The following is a 22,005-nucleotide window of genomic DNA, read 5'->3' on the forward strand; positions in this document are numbered from 1 at the left end:
TGCTTAAGGATATTTATCCGTTTCTATGCGGGTCTGCCGCCAGACCTGGCGGTTTACTGCAGAGATCAACAGGAAAATAATAATGCCGCTGAGAACCGCTGCCGAACTAAGCATTAGGTACCCTGCCAGGATGGACAAATGAAACTGCTTTAATAGCACGGCGGTACCCGCCAACACCAGCATCACCCCAAAGTACAACCGGATTTTCATGCTGTTGATATAGGCCGTGGCCACAGATCCGATCTGAACGCCAACGGCAGCCCCGATTAACATAACCAAAGCGCCTACAATTTCCACCTTGCCGGATAAAGCATAAATATAAGCTCCCCAGGAATTAGAGATTAAAATGGCAAATAAGTCTGTACCCACCGCCATTACGGTAGGCAGGCCCAGAAAATAAATGAACAGGGGAACCCGGACAAAACCGCCCCCCACTCCTAGAAATCCTGAAATAAAGCCGGTAAAGACACCTAAAAAAACAATTACCCAGAGGGAAACGGCATAAACCTGAGAAGTGGGAAAGGAAATAAAAGGAGGTATTTTCACTTTATAAATCCACCGGATCAACTTATAATGGGTTTTCTCCCTTTTCTTCAGTTCATCGGACAAACGGGAATAATGATAGTATTCCCAGAGCATAAAAGTGCCGATTAAAAATAAAAGAATAATGTAAATCAGTCGGATGATCGGCCCAATCTGACCGATTTTTTCCAAGTACAGTACCGACTGTTTGCCCAGAGAAACCCCATACATCCCCAGCAAACCCATGATGAGCCCCAATTTAAAATCCACATGCCGCAGCAGGGCGTGTTTGTAGGTGGCCACAATGGATTTCCCAAAGATATGGGCAATATCGGTACCAATGGCAAAGGCCATAGGAAAACCAAATATATTTAAAGCAGGCGTAACCATAAAGGCGCCCCCAATACCAAAAAAGCCCCCCAGTACGCCTACACAGAATCCGATCAGCAGTAAGGCCCAAATATTTACATCCGCATTGGCAATGGGTAGATGCAGCACCCCAATCCCTCCGAATCAAGAATCATTGCTCTCCTTTAATACCCAACAACCGTAATAGGATCTCGGTAAACAGGCCCACGGAAATACCCACCAAGGCCATAAGACTAACCACCAGCAAACTGTACTGGGCTTTATGCAGATGATAAATGGCTACAATATATTCATTTAAGCTATCAAACATTTGCCATCCCGTCCTTCCATAGCCTATAGCGACAAATTCCTTTCAAGCAAATCTTTAGTTATTTACAAAACAGCCTTATAAATGTAATGACAATTTTGTGATGTAATTCACTTTACCGCAACGGCTTACGGCCCTTTACGGCACATAAGACGAAGTGTATTTGTCACCGTCATGCTAACATAACTAAATTATCTTTTCAAGCTCCATCTTTGCTATAATAAAGATAATTATGACGCCCTATGTCAAATCTCTTTTGAATTAATTTAAAATGTTTTTAAGCCAATTTTACAAATTGTTCTTTATAATCCATGACAACAACTTCTTCCATTGAGCAAAGCAAAGTGATATAATTCACTTAATAAAAAAAAGACTGAAGGTGATTGTTTGGTCTGGTTTAAAGCTGGCCCTCTCTTTGAGGGATCTGAAAAATTGACCGCTGTATATACGGAAAAACTGGTTTCAGCGGCCGAAGCAGTCAGGGTTATTTCCTCCGGCGACAACATCGTTGTTCCCCCGGGGGCGGCAGAACCTGAAGTATTAATGGAGGCCCTGTTTGAGCGAAGAGCAGAACTGAAAGATGTGCGGGTACACCAAATGCTGCCCTTGAGAGAAGCCACTTACCTTAAGGCCGGTATGGAGCGTCATTTTCGGCATGTTTCTTGGCTGACCAGCAGCATTGTTAAGAGAGGCGTAAAAGAAGGGCGGGCCGGGGTAATGCCCGGTTATCTCTACGAATATCCCCAGTTTATAAGGGATTTGGATGTGGATGTATTCATGGGGACGGTATCCCCCATGGATGAGCATGGTTATTTTAGTTTCGGCGTATCGGTAGACTACACCATTGCTGCCGCAGGCTGTGCTAAAAAAGTGATCCTGGTGGTAAATCCCAATATGCCAAGGACCATGGGTTATAGTGTCATTCATATATCCCAGGCGGATATGATTGTGGAGGACTACACCCCCCTGCTGGAACTGCCCAAGCCAACTATTGGTTCCATCGACCAGTCCATTGGCGACTATGTGTGCCAACTGATCGATGATGGATCTACCATTCAACTGGGATTAGGCAGCACCGCCAATGCCGCCGCCCAATGTCTGAAGGAAAAAAAGGGGTTGGGTATTCACACCCATTTTGTAACCGATACCCTGGTGGATTTAGTGGAATGTGGGGCGGTAACCAACCGGAGAAAAAATGTCCATCCCGGAAAAATCATCTGCAGCTCCGCCGTAGGGACCCGGCGGCTGTATCAGTTCATGAACAATAACCCCATGTTTGAAATGCATGCGGTTTCCTACACCAACGACCCGTTAATCATTGCCAGGAATGACAACATGGTGGCCATTAATTCGGTGGACGAGATTGATTTGCTGGGTCAGTGTGCTTCCGAACCCATTGGTCCCAAACTCTATTCCGGTACGGGCGAACAGGTGGATTTTGCCCGGGGCGCCATGCGCGCAACCGGCGGTAAAAGCATCGTGGTGCTTCACTCCACCCATAAGGGCAGGTCCAAAATTGTTCCCATGCTGGAAAGTGGTTCTGTGGTAAGCCTAAGCAAAAATGATGTTGATTATGTTGTAACGGAATTTGGTATTGCCAAGTTAAAGGGAAAAACCTTCCGCCAAAGGGCTGAAGCTTTAATCGGCATTGCTCACCCCGATCACCGGGACGGCCTTTCCGAGGCTGCTAAGAAATCCGGTTTAACACGCTGACCAATCTTTGCTGATGCCAGTCCGGACATCAGCACGATCCATGGACTTATATTTTTTATTTTAATATTCCTGCTTCATAGAAACCGCGTTTAGCAACGCGGTTTCTTTACTGCCATATTTGCCTTAACAGGCGGGCTCTCTTTTCTCTTTCCCTGTGCTGCTGAATCCTTTCCAGTACCGTGGCAATCATCAACAGCAGCATCGGGATCATGAGAAAGGCAATTACCGTGACCGCATTCATGGACAACTCCTTGGAACCAATGGATAACAGAGAATCCGGTTTAAGCTGGAGCAGTTGAGGTTCTAGGGAAATAATCCGGTCCTGATCCAAAAGAAAAGCCGTAACCCGGATTTCCTCTAAGGGCATGCCGGAAATCAGTTGTATTTCGGAAAAATAATTTTGGCCGTCTCTCTGAATGACACCTTGGCGCAGAGAAAATAAATGCTTCTCGTCTTTATTTTTTAAAGCCAGGCTAATATAATCATCCAAGGTTGCTTCGGAAAGATTGCCCATATCCTGCCGCATCCGGACCCAAGCCTTGGCACGCAGTTGATTATATTCCGGGTTAATTCCCAGTTCATCCCAGTGATGGCGGCTTATCTCTTCGATGGGCAGAGATGTCAATACCTGATAAAAACCCGGCAGCCCCTGAACTTCCGCTTCAGAACATTTCAGCAAAGAATCATTTTGAAACTGGCTTACCAGAACAGGCCGGTTAGGCCCCTCTACCCGGATGATTACGGGCAAATTCTCCGGTGCCTGACCAAAAACCTGAATGGTTTTCTTCGAGGGATTTAATCCTACGCTCACTTCATGCCGGGATAGACTGCAGGTTAGGTTTTCCCCTCTGGCAGAGGCCGGGATCAGCAGCGATACCAGGGCCAGGGCTACTACTATGAAGAGACTTCTCACCCTCGAACACCTCCAAACCATCCCAGAAGCTGTATGGGGAAACTAAAATGCTTAATGACCGGACCAAGATCCGGTTGACTGGTTATCAGCGCCCAGAGGGTTGCTGAAGTAATTAACACCAGAACAACGGCAACCGGTGCCGGGTAAGGTTTTTTCTTTTGCATAAAAAAGGATAACCCCAAAAAAATCATGGACGTGCCAAGGAATAACCAAAGTAAAATTTGTAAATTTAGGGGTAGCAACATGTAACGACCGGTTAGGGAAATGCTTAACATGCCGATAAAATGAAACACCACCGCGGTACTTACGGCGCACAGGACGGGTATATCCAGGCAAACCATCAGGGCCGGGCTGAGCAGCAGCACCGCCACCGGTCCAAAAATCTTTCCTGTCAGTCCAAAAATAAAACCAAGTCCCAGGGGAACGAAGAGGGATATGGAAATACCACTGGTGTTAAAAAGGGTTTTTGCCGGCAGACCCGTTACCCATTGAACCACTTTTTTTCTTTGACGGTTGGCAGGTTTAGGCAAAATAGGAAAGGGACGCAGGCGGTAAATGACCGCGCCAACCAACAGCAGCAGGTAAGGCGCCAGCACCATATCCGTAAACCAGGTGCCATGCACTGCCATTCCTTCGATCCAGTTCCCCAGTGTAATGCCGGGGATCATTCCCAGCAACAGCCAAAGGAGCAGTTTACCATCCACATTGCCGGACTGCCACCTCCCCACCACTCCAGGGACCCACAGGGCCGCCAAATGCGCCAGGGCAATGGGAACGGCCATTTCCGGAGGAATTCCTGTAATCATGATGATTAGAGGCAATATCATCAGGGTTCCAATATTGCCGATAATGGGCAAAAACAGTCCTGCCGCTGCCCCGAGCAGTAAAAAAATTACCGTTCCTGAAAAAAACAAACTATCCATCATTCAATGCCACCTCTGCTTCCTATCGGCTTAATTAGCAAATGCCATGCCAAAATACCGGGTAGAAACAAAAGATTTTAAATTTTTCTTCCATCCTTTCATCCCTTTTGATTTGTATGGCTTTCATTCTCCCATAAAAATAATTCATTATCACAATTTCTAAAACAAACAAAAAAAATAGCCTTCAACAGGCCATTTCATTGATTAAATATTGTTTTTTGTAATGACAAACGAGCAAAAGTTGCCCAACCCGGTGGGCAACTTTTGCTCACTCCAACCCCAATTCCTTTATTTTCGCATACAGGGATCTGCGGTTAATACCCAGGGACTTGGCAGCAGAGGAGCGGCACCAGTTGTTATCCTGTAAAGCCTTTAAAATAACCTGACGCTCTACATCGGCAACAATTTGTTTCAGAGGCAGATTTTGCTCGCTCCGGTTCATAAACAAGGGGGCTGCTTTTTTCTCTCCAACGGTAAATTCAATATCTTCCGGGACAATAATGGTGCCCCGGGTCATGATAACGGCCCTCTCACAGAGATTCTCCAGTTCTCTGACATTTCCCGGCCATTCATATTTCATCAGCATTCGGGTGGCCTCTTCCGAAAAGCCTTTCACCTGACGGTTAAATTCTTGATTATATTTGGTTAAAAAATGAGCCACCAGGGAAGGAATATCTTCTTTTCTTTCCCTAAGAGGCGGAATAAACAAGTTCACCACATTCAGCCGAAAAAACAAATCTTCCCTGAAACCGCCCTCTTTAACACTCAACTCCAGCTTTCTGTTGGTGGCAGCCAAAATCCGAACATCCACCTTGATGGTCTCTGTTCCGCCAATCCGGTCAAACTCTTTCTCCTGAATAGCCCTTAACAGTTTGGCCTGGGTGGACAAACTGATTTCGCCAATTTCATCAAAAAAGATGGTTCCATGGTGGGCCAGTTCAAACTTTCCTTGTTTTTTTGAAGTTGCGCCGGTAAAAGCACCCCTCTCATAACCAAATAACTCGCTCTCCAGCAGGTTATCCGGCAGGTTGGCACAATTAATTTTAATAAAAGGCTTATTCCGGCGGGAACTGTTATAGTGAATGGCCCTGGCAACCAATTCTTTGCCGGTTCCGCTTTCTCCTTGAATCAAAACCGTGGCCCGGCTGTCGGCAACCCGCCCAATATCTTTATATAAAGCCTGCATCACCGGTGAGCTGCCAATAATATTCACCTCACTGTGATTTTTACCGGTATCGCCGGGAAAAGCAGCCACCGAGTCAATTTGCATTACGGCCCTCCGAACCAGTTGAATCATTTCATCCAAATTAAAGGGTTTAATGATATAATCAAAGGCTCCCAATTTCATGGCCTGGATGGCTACATCGGTAGTACCAAAGGCTGTCATGAGAATAACCGGAGTATTTAAACCGGTGCTCTTAATTTCCTGCAGTAAAGAAAAGCCGTCTTTTTCCGGCATACGAATATCCGTAATTACAACATCCGGTTTGTACTGCTGCAGTTTCACCGAGCATTCCTCTCCGTTGACTGCGGTTTCCACCCGGTAACCTTCGTGGGTTAATACATCATAGAGGAATTGTCTTACACCCTCCTCATCGTCCACAACCAAAATCCGTTTTTGCGTCATGCTTGATCGTCCCCCCTGCTAACAAAACAAATTCGCACGGTGCTTCCCTGCCCCGGTTTGCTTTTAATCTCGATCCTTCCTCCATGGGCCCGCACAATTTCATGGGCAATGGTCAACCCCAAACCGGTTCCTTTGGCCCGGGTGGTAAAGAAAGGATCAAACAACTTCTCGGTAATTTCTTCAGAAACCCCGCAGCCGGTATCCTCAATATCAATAAAAGTCATTTTTTCTTCGGCCAGATACCCGGTGGAAACCCTTACCTCTCCTCCTTTGGGCATGGACTGTACCGCGTTGTAAAGAATGTTCATCAGCACTTGCTCCATTTGATCCGGGTCTATATGGACCTCGGTACTGTTTTCACCGGGAATAAAATGAAACTTAAACTGCTCGGGATGGGTCTCGGTAAAAAAGTTTAATATTTTACGGATAAAGGAATTGATCTGAACCGGTACCGGTGTGGTATGGGTTGGTTTGGAGAAGAACAGCAGCTTATTCACAATGGAATCCAGCCGCCGGACCTCCCGGTAAATAGTATTCAGGGACTCTGCCGTGGGCGCCTTGCTTTTCTGCCAGAATTGGATGTAGCCGCTGATGGAGGTTAACGGGTTTTTAATTTCATGGGCAACCCCTGCCACCAGTTTACCCAGGGAGGCCAACCGCTCTTGTCTTCTCATTTGTTCTTCTAACCGCTTCCGCAGTGTTACATCCCGGCAGCTTAAAACCGCCCCCACTACCCTCTTCCTGGTATCAAAGAGAATGGAGGTGCTGGCCAGCAGGTATACTTCCTTTGCTCCGGCCATGGAGGTCATGACATCTTTGGTCTCCCGGCCCTCCAGACAAGCGCTTAACATTTTGACAATGTCTGAATCAACCGGAAAGACCTCCGTATATTTTTGCTCCAGTACATTATCCGGCAGTTGAAATATTTCACGGGCCGTGGAACTTAAACTGACAATTTTGCCCTTTAAATCCACCGCAATAATTCCGGCATCAATACTGGCCATGATGCTTTCATTGTAGTTCTGGGCACTCACCAGTCTGGAGGCCAGGTCGTTAATGGCTTTAGATATCTCCCCCAATTCCCCCATGGAAGGGGGGATATGATAAGTAAGGTCATTTTGTAATTTTTGCAGCCCCAATTTAATATTCGCCACTGTATCCAGGTAATTCTTCAGCAAAAAGAACGTACTGCAAAGCCCCAGCATAAACCCAAAGAAAATAACGGTATAGGCAAAGCTCTCGGCCTGCAGGATCTCCTGGTTTATGCCCCCCAGACGTTCTCCGGCCCATACCACAGCCTGTACTTTATCCTCAGCCAGCAGAGGCGAAAAAATAACCAGCTTCTGGTTTCCCGGTGATCCCAAGACAATTTCCAGCGGTTTCCGGGTCCAGATCACTTTGTCAAAGGCATCCTTCCACTGGGCTTGCTCCGACCACTGGGTATCCTCGGAAACATCCACCAGTATGTCTTTAAAATCCATATAAGGCAGATGACCGTCCTGACCCATCTGAACCACCACGGCCTTAACATCCGGCGAGTAATACCCCAGTTCAATCCCGGGGTACTTCTGAAATACCTTCATGGCCGCACCGGCCAGTTCCCTGTTTAAAGCTTTAATTTGTTCCGTACGGTTAGGGGCACTGGCCACGGTTTGTTTCTTCATGAGCAAAGAAATATCCGACGGCAGCAGTTGGGATAATTCAAGCACTGCTTGGGATAAATTTTCCCGTTGTTCATCCAAAACCACCGGTTTGGTGTGATTGGTCATATAATGCATGGCGCCGATAATTAAAATGGGCAGTATCATAAAAATAGCAATGAGAAAAATAAGTTGATTTTTAAATTTATTGATCATCATCTCACCTGATTATTTTGGTTTGTACCTATCTTAGCATGTCAGCTTTTAATGTTCCATTAAAAAATCCTGGTCATTAGCTGGTGCTATTTGGGCAAAATAAACTTAAATTCAGGGAGGTGAAGCCAATGACAACCATTGATCAATATCCTAAAGGAGAAATCCATGAACTGCCGGAAATTGAAAAAAATTTGCACCGGCCGGTTGGTCATCCCCAAGCCAGGGAAATTAAATCCCAGAAAGCCCAATTAAATAGTGTTCACCGCCACGGAACACAAAAAAGTGTCAAGATGGGTATCGCCATTAAAACCGGCATGCGGGATATGAAGCACGATATTAACCGGGATTAATTTTTCTCGGTCCTGCGGTTCTGCGGCTAAAGAATCGGAAATAAACCCCTTGCAAAGTGAATGGCGGTTGCAAATAGGATGGTTCGTATTACGCAGCTCTTTTTCTAAAAAATAACAAAAATAGAACACGGATGTTACGGATTCCCACGGATCTCACGGATTTTTAAATCTTTATTTAAAATCCGCGTAAATCCGTATCATCCGTTCAATCCGTGTTCTATTTTTATTAGCCGGTTCTTTGGCGCGCTTTTGAAAAATAGTTTTGCGACATTTATTTCAATGTTTTATAGACTGCTTTCTTCCTGATACTGCTGCACCTTTTGACCCGCCTTAACCGGGTACCGCTGCCACTGACATAGGACCAGGGTCCCCAGCAGCAAAAATACCGAGGTCATCACGATGGCTCCACCGGGAGCCAGGTTGATATAAAAGGAAGCGAACAGACCGATCACCACCGCCATTTCCGATAGGATCACGGAAATGATCAGGGCCATGCGGAAGCTCTTCGCCAATCTCATGGCCGCTGCCACCGGCAGCACCAGCAGCGAAGAAACCAGTAAAATCCCCACCACCCGAATGGCAATGGCAATGGTCAGGGCCGTCAATACGGTAAAGGTAACGGTAATGGGCTTTATCGCTATACCGCTCATGCGGGCAGACTCTTCATCAAAGGAAATATAAAAAAGCTCTTTTTTTAACAGCAAAATCACACCCAGGATAAAAAATCCCATGATCATCACGATTTGCAGGTCCTTCACATTGATGGCCACAATACTGCCAAAAAGATAACTCATAAAATTAGCACTGTACCCTTTGCCTAAATCCAGCAAGATGGCCCCCAGGGCAACCCCGGTGGATAAAATAATGGCAATGGATATTTCGGAATAATTTTTAAAGGCATCTCTTAATTTTTCGATGGCCAAGGCACCGGCAACAGCAAAAGCCGAAGCGCTTAAAATGGGATGTATCCCTGTCATTAGGCCTGCTGCAATCCCTGATAGACAGACATGGGACAGTGCGTCCGAGATCATGGACATCCTTCTCAGGGTTACAAACAGACCCACCGTGGGACAAATGAGGCCAACGATGATTCCGGCTAAAAAGGCCCGGTGCATAAACTCATACTGAAAGATTTCCATCTTTAACTCCCGTTTTATTTGGCATAATTTAATTCCAAACCTTTGACGCAGTTTTGCTGCTGAAGTTGAGGAGAGGTATAGGAATGACAACTGCAATCACAGGGTTGTCCGTTCAAATACAATTGGCGTGTGATCAGCGAGGACAACTCCTCCAGTTCATGGGAAACAATCAGCAGGGTCAGGCCTTGTTCCCGATTCAGGCTCCGCAGAAGATCACAAAAAGCGGCCACAGCAGCCGCATCGATTCCTACGGTTGGCTCATCCAAAACCAGCATGACCGGTTCCGCCACCAGGGCCCTGGCAATAAACACCCTCTGTTGCTGCCCACCGGACAAGCAGCCCACCGGTTGGTTTTGATATTCTTTTAAACCCAACATTTCCAATGTCCGATCCACTACAGCATAGTCCGTCCTCAATAACGGCCTGAACAAGCCCCGGCCGGCAACCCGACCGGAGGCAACCACTTCCCTCAGTGTGGCCGGAAAGTCGTTATTAAAATGGGTCGCCCGTTGGGAAACATAACCGACCCGATGCCGCCGCCTCAAACGATGGGCCTCTTCACCTAAAATATATACCCTGCCCCCTTGAGGCTTTAACTGCCCCAAGATAAGTTTTAGCAGGGTGGTTTTCCCGGCTCCGTTGGGACCTACCAGGCCCACCGCCTCACCCGGTTCAATGGCCAGGCTAATGTTGTTTAATACCGGGTGGCACCCGTAAGAAAAACTTACCTTTTCCAATGCTACAATGGATTTTTTCATAAACCAAACTCCCGTTTTCAATGGCCTTAGAGGACTTATTCCATACAGTTTGCACAAATACCAAAAATTTCAAAACTATGTTTTTCCATTTTAAAGTTTTTTACTGCCTTTTGATCTAAATATTTCAAAGGACAAAAGTCAATCTCCTGGGATTCACCACACTTGGTGCAGATCAGATGATGGTGGTGGTGATGTCCGGCTTTGTTCATCTCAAATAAGTTTTTCCGGTCTCCAAAGTTTAACTCCGTCAAAATCCCCAGTTCCTGCAACACGGCTAAATTTCTGTAAACCGTATCCAAACTCATGCTGGGAAACTTTTTAACAATTTGATTATAAATATCCTCGGCACTTAGATGCTTCTCCTGACTTTCCAAAAAGGTCCTTAGCAGCTCTTGTCTCTGGGGCGTTATTTTATAACCCTTGGCTTGGAGCTGGTTAAGGAAATACATTTCACCGGTCAAGGGTGTTCCCTCCTAATTCGTAATTATTACTATTAAAATTATACTACTAATATACCATTTCCTCAAGAATATGTACTTGGGTCCAGTTTTTATCTATTCAGAAATATTCAAATTGCTTTTCTAAAAAAACAGGAACCCCTGGGGTTCCCGTTAACTACATCAGTGTATTTTCAATATCCAGCCCGTCTTTTACATCCTTTTCTTCACGGTCATTGTTGACCTGACTATGAAAAATCTCTTTCAGAGAAGCATCTTCCTCTTCAACCATCTGCACTTGATTAATTACGTCCCTGACTCCCCGGGCTCTGGTTGCCGCTTCCATGGCATTCTGTATTTCCTCCGAGTTATTGGCCCGTCCCCGCAGGAATACCGTTCCACCTACGGTTTCGGCCCCGATATGCTTTAAATTTACATTCCCATGGGCCATTTCCTGATAAACTTCCGCCGTGACCTCACCATCATTAATCTGACCGTCCGTGCTGATGGTTACCCCGTTTTCAATGCTTTTAATTCCGGAAACCCGAGATACCAATTCCTGCAGTTGTCTTCTTTCGTGAAGCGTATCCACCATTCCCGACAGATGTACTTCTCCCTTTTGCACCAGAGTTTTAATCCCATAATCTTTTAATCCGTTGGTCTGATCAATCAAGGCCTGAACCTGTGCCTTTAATTCCTGGTCCTGCTGTTTAGACATCTTTTCATCTCCTTCGGGGCTAAGTTAATTTTTATTATTCCCCTAAAAGAAGATCAATCACTATAAAAATAAAATTAAAAATGTTCTTCAGCAATATCCTGCAATATCTGGCGGGTCAATTTTTCTTCGGAAATCACTTTAATAGAATGTTGGGTCAACAGGGCAGCGGTAACGCCCATCCCTGGCACCAGAGTGCGCCGGTCCGCTGCGTGATCTTCTAAAGTCCGATTATAGATCTTTGAACTTCCGCAGGAGGGACTTCGCTCTTTTAGAATGGCCAGTTGTATACCGGCTTCCAGGGCCATCTCCAGCACCTTTTGCGCTCCCCTAACAAACAGATCCGTTACATCCTGGCCGTCTTCCGACAGGCACCGGCTTGTACCCGCCAGAACCGCAAACCCGTCTTCTGTTTCGATGTCCACCGGTTCCCTGGGCGTGCCCATCCCCCCCAGTTCCTCCGGGCATAAGGCAATGGCCTTGCCCCTTTCAACCAGCCCGGCAATTTCCTCCACCCGGTTATCACCACCGTGATATTTGCATTTTACACCGGCCAAACAAGCACTCACCAAGATCATGGTTTTCCCCCGCTTCTTGAATAACCCCATTTTAACACAAAAACCGGGCCATTGTAGGCATAAAAAAGCAGCCGGAAGTTATCCCGGCTGCTTGAAACTTATGGTAAGACAGGCTTACCGGCCCAGTCTTTCATATGATTATCACTGATGATGCTCACCAAAGCATGAGCCACTTCTTCAAACTGTTCCTTTAACAACCTTGAAACCCTCTGATTGATACGATCACACTCCGTCAGGCAGAGCCGCTCATTGGCCTCAATAATCAGCTCCACCAGATACTTCTTAGGACCAATGCACATGGATCGTATGCTGTGAACATCCTTAACCCCCTCCAGAGCTAAGACATAATCCCCCACCTGCCGTATTAAGGCCGGATCAGCCGCTTCACCCAAGATTGCAGCAACATTTTCCCTGGCCGTAGCCAAGCCGATCAACAAAAGCATCATGCCAATTAAAATAGAAGCCAGTCCGTCAAAAAGAATATTTCCCGTTAAAACCGATAAAATAATGGCGCTGCCCGCCAGAATCAGCCCCATTAAGGCCGCTGTATCCTCTAAAAAGATAAAGCGCGTGGCCGGAGTAGCTTTGGCCAGTACAGAAAATACCCGCCAAAACATGCTTATTCCCCTTGCCGATTCTCCACTTTCCTGCATGATCGCCTTTACCGCCATATACATGGAGTAACATTCAAACAAAATACTGATGCCAACGATGCCTAAATTAAGACCAATATATTTCAAATGTTCAGGATGAATTATTTTTTCAATTCCTCCGTAGATAGATAAGGCTCCACCAATAAATAACATGCCCAGGCTGGCAATAAAACTCCAAAAAAAGACCCTCTTGCCATGTCCGAACTGATAACGATCATCCACCGGACGTTGAGATTGCCTGATGCCGATCAAAAGAAAAAAGCCGTTGGCCCAATCCCCCACCGAGTGCTTAAACTCAGCCATCATGGAAGCACTGCCGCTGAGAATCGCCCCGCCCAATTTCATCAGCATGATCACACCGTTGGCCAAAAGGGCCGCTTTAATTGCCGCTTCACTGCTGTGGGCCATTACTCCACCCCTTGTCATAAATTTTTAATCCTATTACGGCCTTTGATTGTCCGGCATATTTATTTTAACTTGTTGCGCCCGGGAGAATTCATCTTTTCTAAAAACAATATCCCCGGGGTCATCCATACCCCGGGGATTAACATGCTACCCGCTTAGCCGTCCGCCTGGTGTTTTTAATACCTGCTTCTCACAGGTGGGTGCCCTCTAAACCCTTTCTACCTTCCACTCTCCGGCGGCCTGGTATACACGGTTTAAGCGAAGCTCCCTTAAAACACACTGTGGTTTAAAAATCAACAAGCAACGCACAAAGCAGGAACTGATTTTTTTCTGCTGGCCAAAAGTATCATAACAAAAAGTCCAGTTCGCTACAAGAGTTAATTTTTTTCTTCCAGATGCATTAATTGTCTGATTTGCCAGTAATGCAGCCTTTGCAAGGTTTTAATCTTTTTAGTAATTTCCTTTTTTTCAGTCTCACAAGAACTGATTTTTAATTGATACATTAATTCAAAGATCTCCAGCCGGGTTTGAAACATTGCTTCTTTTAGTTCCAGAGCATTCATTGATCCACTACTCCATTGCTATTAAATACAGGTGCTAAAAATAATATTGCTTATTATCATACCATTTTGGCGATATACTTTTTATTACTTTTTGCAACATTTTTAGATTTAAAGCAAAACCATGGAATAAGGTGTTGCATTGTCCAAAATTTGGGGTTAACATAATTAAAAACGGAGTGTAATCATCATGAGGAATTGTCCCCATGCAACCGGCGTCTGTGCTTGTGATGCCTTGAGAAGCAGCGGTTTTGCCCGTACTTCCGTATCGGTGCCTGAAAACTGGTGGAATAAGTATTGTGTCTCCGGCAGGTACTCTCAGTGCCCAAATCTTAAAGCAGCTCAGGACATGAAAGAAGAAAGGCGGCGCAGCACCGGAGCAAGGTTGGGCGAGAAGGAAAATTCCAAAGCCGCACCTAATTTAAATGCCTTAAAATTTAAACAGACGAAAAATAATAAAACTACCGCAGTCCATTCCCATGGCGGGGAGGCACCCCATTTCTGTGAAAAACCCTGGCGCTCTTCCGGTCTACGTTTTCGCATCATACGCTCATTATTTTATTTAAAACCCTGGAAATAAAGCAGTAAAAACCTGGCTGCCTCCTGCCTGATAAGGTTGAGGAAGCCAGGTTTTTTACTGCTTCTTTGGTGGCCTGCTAATATTTGTTCTTCTTTTGGCTTTCTTTAATCATTTCTTCCACTTCTTCGGCGCCTTCCTGGTAAAACTTTTCTTCATCCGGGGCCAGTTCTTTTAACAATCTTAAAAATTCGCCGGCATGGACCCGTTCCTCATCAGCAATATCTTTGAGTACTTCTTGGGTTAAGGTGTGGTCGGTGGATTCGGCCAACTGCATGTAAAGCTGCACCGCTTCATACTCCGCAGCCACTAAGAACCTTATGGCCCGGATTAATTCCCCTTGGGTCAGCTTTTGTTTGGCCGCAAAGCCCGCAAAGGGATTGCCAAAATCAGGCATGACGAAACAACTCCCCTCTGAATTGATCTGAAACTAATTCTTTAGCCTAGGCTATGACTTTACAGATCAAATGGATACTGAAACTGTTACTAAGATTCCACTTATCAATGGTTATTAAACATTAAAACTGTAAAAAATTGCATCCCTATTTTCGCTTCTGCCATTGCCCCCCCAAATCTTCCACGTATGATTGGTTTATTTACGAACAAAATTAGGGATCTCCGGAGGAACTTCAAAACCATCTCGGTAATTCCCATAAAAATTCCCTCTTGATACCATGGGGTTGGATAAATAAAATTTTTTCCTTCTTCTTGAATGATATAATAATTGCTGGTCTGCTTTTCCAGCATCTCCTTTATCTTTCTTCTGGCCCCTCTGCATTGCAGACGGTAATTGTAACAGGGATTTCCTTAAACCAGGAATTTTCCAGCGTCATAAACCCTCCTTTGAGTTTTTATATACGTGTTTTACCATCAGGATAAAAAATATAAAGTACCAGCAACCTTGTAACACACAGAACTTGACTTCCATATTATGGAGCAAAGAGGATTCCACGGCCCCAGATTAATCCGTCTCGGATTTTACCGTCAGGTGCTTGGGCGCCCTGGAAGTTCGATTTTGAAAAACCCCTGGCTGCGGCCAGGGGTTAGTATTTTAATATCTTTATTGACATAACAATATTGTCCCTTAACCATTGACATCCATTCCATTTGAAGGTTAACTTAATTTAACGCCATTAAATTTCTAATGGGGGTATAAAAATGCGTCACCGTTTTTTTATCGTGGATGATAGTTTATTACAAAGAACTTTTCTTAAAAGCATCCTTACCAGCCATAATCATGAGGTAGTGGGTGAAGCGACCAATGGTTCCGAGGCCATTGCCATGTATCCGGAGCTTCAACCGGACTTGGTTATTCTGGACATCAATCTGCCGGACATCACCGGGGTACAAGTTCTGAATGAAATTCTTTGTATTGACGGCAAAGCGAAAATCATTATGGTTACATCCATGGGGCAATCTGCCTATCTTAAAGAGTGTTTGCTTCTAGGTGCCCGGGATTTTGTAATTAAGCCGGTAGCAGAACACCGTTTATTAAAAAGCATTGAAGCGGTCATGGGCAGCTTATAGAAAGCCGACGGATACAGTATGATTGAGTCTCTCTATTATGATTCTTTGCTTAAAAACACTAGGCGGGCACCTAAGAAAGTATATATTCCGGCTTTAGCCCGATTGATCCAAAGAGCTGATTTTTCATGATTGAAGAGATATTTACCAAATCGATTGGCCAACAAGGCAACTGTCGTAAAAACAACCAAGGACTGCAGCATAAAAAGGACTCCCAGCAAGGCCATTTGTAATGCTACTGAACCTGCCCGGGGTGAAACAAATTGCGGCAGGAAGGCTAAAAAGAAGAGGCTGACCTTTGGATTCAAAAGATTCATGAAAATTCCACGGCGATACAGGGCAAAAAAAGTTTGCTGTGCAGAGGCGGAAAGAACCTCTTCCTTGCTGTTTCCTCTCTCCCTTAAGGCCTGCCAGGCAAGATAAAAAAGATACAAGGCCCCGGCAAACTTAACCACTTGAAAGGCTACCGCCGAATGATACAATACCGCCGCAATTCCCAAAGCCGCAGCCGTTGTATGCACAATCAGACCGGTACATAATCCAAGAGCTATAAAAATTCCGGTTTTTTGGCTTTTCGATATACTTTCAGTAATAACAAAAAGAATATCGGGGCCGGGCATCAGCGTAAGCAAGACAGATGCTCCGAGAAAATACAAAATATTCATTATATCCATGTAAGCAACCTCCCGGTAAAATCTATTGGCCTTATTTTATCGATCAATCAACGAAAATACAAGGTTGGGTAAAAGATTTATAAATCCCTTATAATTTAAGAAAGGAAATGGTCCAATTCCCAATATCTTTACCGTTTTTCTTTTATAGAAAAGTTAAAACTAAAGTCTAAGGAGGTGTTTGGATGCATTATTTTCATCGATATCATCACGGACATGCTGGAATTGGCTTATTCATGCTAACTTCCATCGGTCTAACCATCCCTTTCCTGTGTATCATGAAAAGAATCGCCAACTCCTTAGAAATTCTTGCTGAAAAGAGACCTTAGCAAGAAAAGTCACCCATTTCCGGGTGACTCTACATAATGTACCATGAAACGATAAACAGAGGAAATTACCAGCGTTCATATCTTACCAATTCGGACAAGGGCTTGCGGCTGGTGTGGGTGGGCGTGTCCACCGGATACCCCAATGGAGTGAAAGCAACTGGCTCAACCTCATCGGGTAGTCCCAAAATTTCACGGGCGGCATCCGGGTCAAAAGCAGCCACCCAACAAGTCCCAAGCCCAAGCTCTGTTGCCGCCAGAATTAAGTGATCCATAGCAATGGTTGCGTCAACCAGGCCATAGTTCTTTCCGTCTTTTCTGGACCAGGCCTGGGCAGGAATCACACAGATGCAAATTAATACCGGTGCCTCACTGAAAAAATTGCCTTTATAAATACGCTTTAACTCCTCTTTCCTGCCTTCTGTGTGAATTACAATCAACTGAAAAGGCTGCTTGTTTACGGCAGTGGGCGCAAGGCGTGCCGCCTCAAGAACCTGCTGCAGCGCCTCCGGGGGAACCGGATCGCTTTTATAAGCCCGGACACTGTATCTTTTTTGAATAAGCTCTTGAAAGTTCACATAAATCCCTCCCTGTCATTATTATATGAATTTCCAATTCCTTTTATCTGTAGGTCCTACAAAATCCTTAAACTGCAAAAATAACGATAAGAGAAATGCCGGAAAGACATTTCTCTTATCCTTTTATTCGTTCATTTCCCGATAACGGATTACATCCTCTACAGTAACCAGCGGCATATCATTTTTTTCGGAGAAGGCCAAAATTTCCGGTAAACGGGCCATGGTACCATCCGGGTTAGTAAGCTCACACAGTACACCGTAAGGTTTTAATCCGGCAAGCCGCATTAAATCAACATTGGCTTCGGTGTGGCCCGGACGTTCCAGCACCCCACCCGGCTTGGCTTTTAAAGGAAAGACGTGGCCGGGGCGCCGAAGGTCTTGGGGGCCTGCCTGATCGGCAACGGCCGCCTTTACCGTGGCAACCCGGTCAGCGGCCGACACTCCGGTAGTAACTCCCCGGGCGGCTTCAATGGAAACCGTAAAAGCCGTTTGAAAAGAACTGGTGTTGTTTTGAACCATCATGGGCAGTTCCAAAGCCCGAACTTTTTCCTCCGGCAGACAAAGACAGACAATCCCGCTGCCTTCACGAATCAACATGGCCATTTGACCAGTCGTCAGAGACTCCGCAGCAAAGAAAATATCCCCTTCGTTTTCCCGTTGTTCATCATCGGTTACCAGAACACCACGGCCCTGGCGCAGTGCGTCCAGAGCCCTCTCGACCCGCTCCTCCGGGTTACCAAATTGGGTTAGTAAAGTCTGATTCAAAGTAATACGCCTCCTATAGAATAGTCGGACCTACCAGAATCGGGGCAATGAGACAGGCAGCAAACACCAAGCAACACAAACATGCCTCAGGTTGACTGAGGTTTATAGGCTGACTGTCTTATCCTCTTCCATCCGGACTATACCGTCGGCACTGGCCTCTCACCAGTTCTGCTGACCCCTTCAAAAAAGAAGGGCGCTCGCGGGCTCCCCATTGATCATTGGGATACCGCCGGTGGGGACTCTCACCCCGCCCTGAGAATAAGTCACTTATTTTGTAGTATACTCCGGCATTACGGTTTGTCAACCATCCCTTTCGGAAACGCGGCAAAGCCTGTCAATATATATAAAAGCACGGATATTTGCTTATAGGAAAATATTTATAGGCCCGGCACAATGAGACCGGGCCTAAACGGAGAATATATTTGCCCTTAGGCAAATTTAGTATTTCCATGATGGGCTGTAACGATTCAATCAAAGCCTCCATATAATAACCATCGGGTAAAAAGGCTCGAATAAATTTTAGGGGGCTATACAATGGGCTTTGGATATGGTGGCTGTGATGATGGTTGTGGCGGTGGTTTGGGTAACATGTCTTTTATCATCTTTTTAATTCTTATTTTATTGTTATGCGGAGGCAGCTTTGGAGTTTGTCGATCCGAAGACTAATTACCGCCAGCCCCTGGGAGAACCTGCCCAGGGGCTGATTTTTGGGACAAAAAACCAATTTAATGAATAAAGGAAATAGAAATCCTTTATTTATTTAATCTTTCGGCAATATGATATAACTCTTTGGACATATAAACAATCTCATTAACTGAAGCGGAAATTTCCTCTACGGAAGCGGTTTGTTCTTCGGAAGCCGCAGCGATTTGGTGGATTTGACCGCTTAAATCGCCTATGGCCTCTTTGATGACGTTCAGCGTTTCCGCAATCTCCTTTACGGACCCGGTGGTCCTGGCCGCTAATTTACGAATTTCTTCCGCAACCACATTGAAACCCCGGCCCTGTTCCCCGGCCCGGGCCGCTTCAATGGCTGCATTCAAGCCCAGCAGATGCGTTTGAGCCGCCACCTCCTTAATTAAGTTCAGCACTGCATCGGTCTTTTGTACACTATGGTTAATGGAATCCGCCTGTCCGGACAAATTGGTCGCCGTGGCTGCCAACTGCTGGGAGGTAGCGGTTAAACCACCGGTAGTTTGTCCAATGACATCCAGCGATTCTTCCAATTTTCGGGCATTCTCCACCAGAATATCCTGGGTGGTGGTTGGTTGGAAAACACTTACACTGCCGATGACATTGCCTTCCGTATCATAGATGGGACAACCCAGACCCAAATAGGCCGTCCCGTAAAGGCTGGTATCACTGATTTTGGTTACAACACGTTTTTTCTCCTGAAGCACCCTCTCAGTCATGCTTCCCGGTTTAATGGGATCTCCGGCTTTTACACCGTGATCGAGAGAAGTACCCGGTTCGTAGTATTTAAAGGTTTCCAGATCACTTACAACCACTGCGTATTCTGATCCAAGTAATGTTTTAACACTTTTTAATAAATTAATCGCATTTGCCCAATTATATTCTGCCACAGACAGGCTCCTCTCTTTTATTTGTCGATTATTGTCTATAAGTTCTACTTTATGGAATATATTCCTGCAGGAATCCATTACAATCATAACCCTTCCATTCATCTCCGGCATAAAAAATACCGCCCTTAAAGAGGCGGTATCGCTCCTGCTCAATTACTGCGCCATGGTCATAATAATTTGATCCTCTGCAAAATAAACCTGAGCCCCCAAAATTTCTGCCACAGCCCGTACAGGTAACATGACCCGTCCCTGCTGTTCTTCCGGAGAAACATCCAGTGCCACGGTCTTGCCGTCGGAAATCATTTGTTTTTGGGCCACAAACAATTCAATGGTTTGAGATCCTTTATGAATGGTTACTTTCCCGTTGTCAAAAGCAATGGCTTCATCCTCTATACCAAAGGCGTTCAGTAAAAAACGAAGGGGTACAAAGGTTCTGCTGTCTTTAATATAAGGAACCGCGTCCATTACCTTGGCCTGGCCGTTATCATAATAAACCTGGGAGCCAACACTGAAAGCAACCGATTGATCCGAGGTTAAGCCAACAACCTCCCCAAGCTGTATTTTAAAGACGTCACTTCCGGGAAAAACCGAGGCCGTTTCATTGATGGCCTCCCCGGAAAGCTCCAGATACACCGGACCGTCCGGAACCGAACGATCCACCGTAAGCCGGATGCCGGAAATTTTAATGGTACTGGGCACACTGCTCTCACTTTTCACTTTCACTGCAATGTACTCTCTTCCCTCTGAATTAAAATCATTGTCGATGGAATCAATTTTCAAATCCCCGTCCGAAACCTCAACCACCGGCATAGAAGTAAAGGTAACCCCCTTGGGCAAAACAAAATCCAGGGTGCCCTTCTTTTTAAACACCTCTTCTTTTGTTTCCGTAACCTGGATATCCTCCACCTGTTGATTGGGCAGACCAATTTTTAAGCTGCTGGTGGCTCCAAAGGCGGCTACCGGCAAAAATACTCCAACGGCTAAAAAAATTATGGCTAAAAACCCTAAGGATTTTCGTCTCAAATGAAATCCCTCCCCGGCTGATAAAAATTTGCTTACCTAATTAGACGTTGGAGATGCAATATGGTTCCTTTTCTATTCCTTTTAAATTGACAACCGGGGAACACCCCAACTCTCCTCCAGCCACCCAATACTAATTAAAAATAATTTTTGTTTAATCATTGGGATTGTGGCATGATAACATTAGCAAATTACCCTCGGGTCAAGTTTTTCATAAGCATTGAAAAAGGAGTGATCCCATGGATCAGAAACTGATCTTTTTCCTTTTCTTGTTCTTGATCGTCCTTGTCTTAATCTATCAATCCCGGGGCATAAAAAGGATCTATAAACAAGAGGTTGTGCAGGGTTTAAATCGTATTAAAAGATCGGAAAACCTTATTGTAACTGAAAATGATAGCCGGCATTTGCCGGAACCGGTTCAAAAGTATCTTGCCTATGTGGGTGTGTACGGTAAAGAAAAAATACAAAATGTTCGAATTACCTTTGAGGGTGAAATGAAGATGGATCCTCAAAAAGATTGGCTTAAGATTAAAACCCAGCAATATAATTTTTTTGATGAATCTCCTACCCGCATGTTCCTGATCCAGGCCAAAATGTTCGGCCTGCCCATCGTCGGTCTGGATTCCTACAAGAACGGCAAGGGCAACATGCTGATTAAACTGGCATCTTTATTTACAGTGGCCGATGCCAAAGGCCCGGAAATGGATATCAGTGAAACGGTCACCTTGTTTAACGATATGTGTTTAATGGCGCCCGCCACCCTGATTGATAAAAGAATCCAATGGGAAACCGTGGATGCCTGGACGGCTAAAGGCACTTTTAACGATAACGGGTGCAAAGTATCTGCCTTATTATATTTTAATACCCGGGGAGAACTAACCAATTTTATTACCGACGATCGGTACTATACCACGGTAGGCCAATCCTATCAAAGAGTCAGATGGTCAACTCCGGTCAGAGATTACGCCGAGATCAACGGGGTAAAGCTTCCAACCTATGGGGAAGGCGTCTGGCATTTGGCAGCGGGGGACTATCCCTATGCCCGCTTCAACGTGAAAGAAGTTGAATATAACTGTTGGAACTTTAAATAAGCAGTTGCTCTTAAGGGTCCGGGTCCGGGTCCGGTTTCGTCTTTG

The 22,005-nt window shown here is 45.4% G+C and carries 26 protein-coding genes, 1 other RNA gene and 1 riboswitch; of the genes, 7 read left to right on the forward strand and 20 right to left on the reverse strand.

Annotated elements, in window-relative coordinates; all coding sequences use genetic code 11:
* Positions 1 to 3: 3 nt before the first annotated feature.
* Both DESRU_RS13725 and DESRU_RS13730 read right to left on the reverse strand, forming a co-directional pair.
* Positions 4 to 1,020, reverse strand: a complete 1,017-nt coding sequence (locus DESRU_RS13725) for a sulfite exporter TauE/SafE family protein (RefSeq protein WP_013842691.1) — start codon at positions 1,018 to 1,020, stop codon at positions 4 to 6.
* A gap of 22 nt (positions 1,021 to 1,042) precedes the next feature.
* The gene (locus DESRU_RS13730; protein ID WP_013842692.1) at positions 1,043 to 1,201 is read right to left on the reverse strand and encodes a hypothetical protein; all 159 of its coding nucleotides are present in this window, start codon (positions 1,199 to 1,201) and stop codon (positions 1,043 to 1,045) included.
* Positions 1,202 to 1,630: 429 nt separating this feature from the next.
* Between DESRU_RS13730 and DESRU_RS13735 the strand changes: the two genes are divergently transcribed.
* On the forward strand, positions 1,631 to 2,911 hold the full coding sequence (locus DESRU_RS13735) for an acetyl-CoA hydrolase/transferase family protein (RefSeq protein WP_238446302.1): 1,281 nt from the start codon (positions 1,631 to 1,633) through the stop codon (positions 2,909 to 2,911).
* A 106-nt stretch (positions 2,912 to 3,017) separates the two neighbouring features.
* Here the strand turns inward: DESRU_RS13735 and DESRU_RS13740 are convergent, their stop codons facing one another.
* The 4 genes from DESRU_RS13740 to atoS form a co-directional block, all read right to left on the reverse strand.
* The gene (locus DESRU_RS13740) at positions 3,018 to 3,824 is read right to left on the reverse strand and encodes a TIGR02186 family protein (protein ID WP_013842694.1); all 807 of its coding nucleotides are present in this window, start codon (positions 3,822 to 3,824) and stop codon (positions 3,018 to 3,020) included.
* Entirely contained in the window at positions 3,821 to 4,750 is a 930-nt protein-coding gene (locus DESRU_RS13745; protein ID WP_013842695.1) for a sulfite exporter TauE/SafE family protein, read from the reverse strand. The genes DESRU_RS13740 and DESRU_RS13745 overlap by 4 nt, the downstream gene beginning before the upstream one ends.
* Positions 4,751 to 5,015: 265 nt before the next feature.
* Positions 5,016 to 6,374: a sigma-54-dependent transcriptional regulator gene (locus DESRU_RS13750; RefSeq protein ID WP_013842696.1), complete on the reverse strand. Its 1,359-nt coding sequence runs from the start codon at positions 6,372 to 6,374 to the stop codon at positions 5,016 to 5,018.
* The gene (gene atoS, locus DESRU_RS13755) at positions 6,371 to 8,182 is read right to left on the reverse strand and encodes a two-component system sensor histidine kinase AtoS (RefSeq protein WP_238446303.1); all 1,812 of its coding nucleotides are present in this window, start codon (positions 8,180 to 8,182) and stop codon (positions 6,371 to 6,373) included. The genes DESRU_RS13750 and atoS overlap by 4 nt, the downstream gene beginning before the upstream one ends.
* 176 nt (positions 8,183 to 8,358) lie before the next feature.
* Between atoS and DESRU_RS13760 the strand changes: the two genes are divergently transcribed.
* Positions 8,359 to 8,580 carry a hypothetical protein gene (locus DESRU_RS13760; protein ID WP_013842698.1) on the forward strand — a complete coding sequence of 74 codons (222 nt, stop codon included), beginning with the start codon at positions 8,359 to 8,361 and terminating at the stop codon, positions 8,578 to 8,580.
* A 284-nt stretch (positions 8,581 to 8,864) separates the two neighbouring features.
* Here the strand turns inward: DESRU_RS13760 and DESRU_RS13765 are convergent, their stop codons facing one another.
* From DESRU_RS13765 to DESRU_RS13795, 8 genes are all read right to left on the reverse strand, one after another.
* Positions 8,865 to 9,719 (reverse strand): metal ABC transporter permease, encoded by an 855-nt coding sequence (locus tag DESRU_RS13765; RefSeq protein WP_013842699.1) that lies wholly within the window; start codon positions 9,717 to 9,719, stop codon positions 8,865 to 8,867.
* 14 nt (positions 9,720 to 9,733) lie between these two features.
* Positions 9,734 to 10,477: a metal ABC transporter ATP-binding protein gene (locus DESRU_RS13770; RefSeq protein WP_013842700.1), complete on the reverse strand. Its 744-nt coding sequence runs from the start codon at positions 10,475 to 10,477 to the stop codon at positions 9,734 to 9,736.
* A 35-nt stretch (positions 10,478 to 10,512) separates the two neighbouring features.
* Positions 10,513 to 10,938 carry a Fur family transcriptional regulator gene (locus DESRU_RS13775; RefSeq protein WP_013842701.1) on the reverse strand — a complete coding sequence of 142 codons (426 nt, stop codon included), beginning with the start codon at positions 10,936 to 10,938 and terminating at the stop codon, positions 10,513 to 10,515.
* Positions 10,939 to 11,092: 154 nt separating this feature from the next.
* A complete protein-coding gene (locus tag DESRU_RS13780) occupies positions 11,093 to 11,632 on the reverse strand; it encodes a BON domain-containing protein (protein WP_013842702.1) in 540 nt (179 codons plus the stop codon).
* 74 nt (positions 11,633 to 11,706) lie between these two features.
* On the reverse strand, positions 11,707 to 12,207 hold the full coding sequence (locus DESRU_RS13785) for a 2-thiouracil desulfurase family protein (protein WP_013842703.1): 501 nt from the start codon (positions 12,205 to 12,207) through the stop codon (positions 11,707 to 11,709).
* A 98-nt stretch (positions 12,208 to 12,305) separates the two neighbouring features.
* Positions 12,306 to 13,268, reverse strand: a complete 963-nt coding sequence (locus DESRU_RS13790) for a cation diffusion facilitator family transporter (protein WP_013842704.1) — start codon at positions 13,266 to 13,268, stop codon at positions 12,306 to 12,308.
* A gap of 141 nt (positions 13,269 to 13,409) precedes the next feature.
* Positions 13,410 to 13,587, reverse strand: a non-coding RNA gene (gene ssrS, locus DESRU_RS20335) — 6S RNA.
* Positions 13,588 to 13,642: 55 nt separating this feature from the next.
* Entirely contained in the window at positions 13,643 to 13,828 is a 186-nt protein-coding gene (locus DESRU_RS13795; RefSeq protein ID WP_013842705.1) for a hypothetical protein, read from the reverse strand.
* 187 nt (positions 13,829 to 14,015) lie between these two features.
* Here DESRU_RS13795 and DESRU_RS13800 point away from each other — a divergent pair, with 187 nt between their 5' ends.
* On the forward strand, positions 14,016 to 14,405 hold the full coding sequence (locus DESRU_RS13800) for a hypothetical protein (RefSeq protein ID WP_013842706.1): 390 nt from the start codon (positions 14,016 to 14,018) through the stop codon (positions 14,403 to 14,405).
* A gap of 76 nt (positions 14,406 to 14,481) precedes the next feature.
* Here DESRU_RS13800 and DESRU_RS13805 read toward each other — a convergent pair whose 3' ends face one another.
* Positions 14,482 to 14,799, reverse strand: a complete 318-nt coding sequence (locus tag DESRU_RS13805; RefSeq protein ID WP_013842707.1) for a ferritin family protein — start codon at positions 14,797 to 14,799, stop codon at positions 14,482 to 14,484.
* A gap of 761 nt (positions 14,800 to 15,560) precedes the next feature.
* On the opposite strand from DESRU_RS13805, the gene DESRU_RS13815 reads away from it, so the two are divergent.
* A complete protein-coding gene (locus tag DESRU_RS13815; protein ID WP_013842708.1) occupies positions 15,561 to 15,929 on the forward strand; it encodes a response regulator in 369 nt (122 codons plus the stop codon).
* 35 nt (positions 15,930 to 15,964) lie between these two features.
* On the opposite strand, the gene DESRU_RS13820 is transcribed toward DESRU_RS13815, so the two are convergent.
* Complete coding sequence (locus DESRU_RS13820; protein WP_013842709.1) at positions 15,965 to 16,600, reverse strand: LysE family translocator; 636 nt, start codon at positions 16,598 to 16,600, stop codon at positions 15,965 to 15,967.
* A gap of 182 nt (positions 16,601 to 16,782) precedes the next feature.
* On the opposite strand from DESRU_RS13820, the gene DESRU_RS20920 reads away from it, so the two are divergent.
* Positions 16,783 to 16,926 (forward strand): hypothetical protein, encoded by a 144-nt coding sequence (locus DESRU_RS20920; protein ID WP_013842710.1) that lies wholly within the window; start codon positions 16,783 to 16,785, stop codon positions 16,924 to 16,926.
* A gap of 65 nt (positions 16,927 to 16,991) precedes the next feature.
* Here DESRU_RS20920 and DESRU_RS13825 read toward each other — a convergent pair whose 3' ends face one another.
* Both DESRU_RS13825 and ribB read right to left on the reverse strand, forming a co-directional pair.
* The gene (locus DESRU_RS13825) at positions 16,992 to 17,501 is read right to left on the reverse strand and encodes a nitroreductase family protein (RefSeq protein WP_013842711.1); all 510 of its coding nucleotides are present in this window, start codon (positions 17,499 to 17,501) and stop codon (positions 16,992 to 16,994) included.
* A gap of 123 nt (positions 17,502 to 17,624) precedes the next feature.
* Positions 17,625 to 18,266, reverse strand: a complete 642-nt coding sequence (gene ribB, locus DESRU_RS13830; protein WP_013842712.1) for a 3,4-dihydroxy-2-butanone-4-phosphate synthase — start codon at positions 18,264 to 18,266, stop codon at positions 17,625 to 17,627.
* A gap of 116 nt (positions 18,267 to 18,382) precedes the next feature.
* Positions 18,383 to 18,530: riboswitch (FMN riboswitch) on the reverse strand.
* A gap of 270 nt (positions 18,531 to 18,800) precedes the next feature.
* On the opposite strand from ribB, the gene DESRU_RS21530 reads away from it, so the two are divergent.
* Positions 18,801 to 18,932 (forward strand): hypothetical protein, encoded by a 132-nt coding sequence (locus tag DESRU_RS21530; RefSeq protein WP_273483391.1) that lies wholly within the window; start codon positions 18,801 to 18,803, stop codon positions 18,930 to 18,932.
* A gap of 86 nt (positions 18,933 to 19,018) precedes the next feature.
* Here DESRU_RS21530 and DESRU_RS13835 read toward each other — a convergent pair whose 3' ends face one another.
* Positions 19,019 to 19,849 carry a methyl-accepting chemotaxis protein gene (locus tag DESRU_RS13835; RefSeq protein ID WP_013842713.1) on the reverse strand — a complete coding sequence of 277 codons (831 nt, stop codon included), beginning with the start codon at positions 19,847 to 19,849 and terminating at the stop codon, positions 19,019 to 19,021.
* 153 nt (positions 19,850 to 20,002) lie between these two features.
* Positions 20,003 to 20,872 (reverse strand): stalk domain-containing protein, encoded by an 870-nt coding sequence (locus DESRU_RS13840; protein ID WP_013842714.1) that lies wholly within the window; start codon positions 20,870 to 20,872, stop codon positions 20,003 to 20,005.
* 236 nt (positions 20,873 to 21,108) lie between these two features.
* Here DESRU_RS13840 and DESRU_RS13845 point away from each other — a divergent pair, with 236 nt between their 5' ends.
* Positions 21,109 to 21,960 carry a DUF6544 family protein gene (locus DESRU_RS13845; RefSeq protein ID WP_013842715.1) on the forward strand — a complete coding sequence of 284 codons (852 nt, stop codon included), beginning with the start codon at positions 21,109 to 21,111 and terminating at the stop codon, positions 21,958 to 21,960.
* The last annotated feature ends 45 nt before the right edge of the window (positions 21,961 to 22,005 follow it).

This window comes from Desulforamulus ruminis DSM 2154 (assembly GCF_000215085.1).
In the GTDB taxonomy this organism is placed as follows: Bacteria; Bacillota; Desulfotomaculia; order Desulfotomaculales; family Desulfotomaculaceae; genus Desulfotomaculum; species Desulfotomaculum ruminis.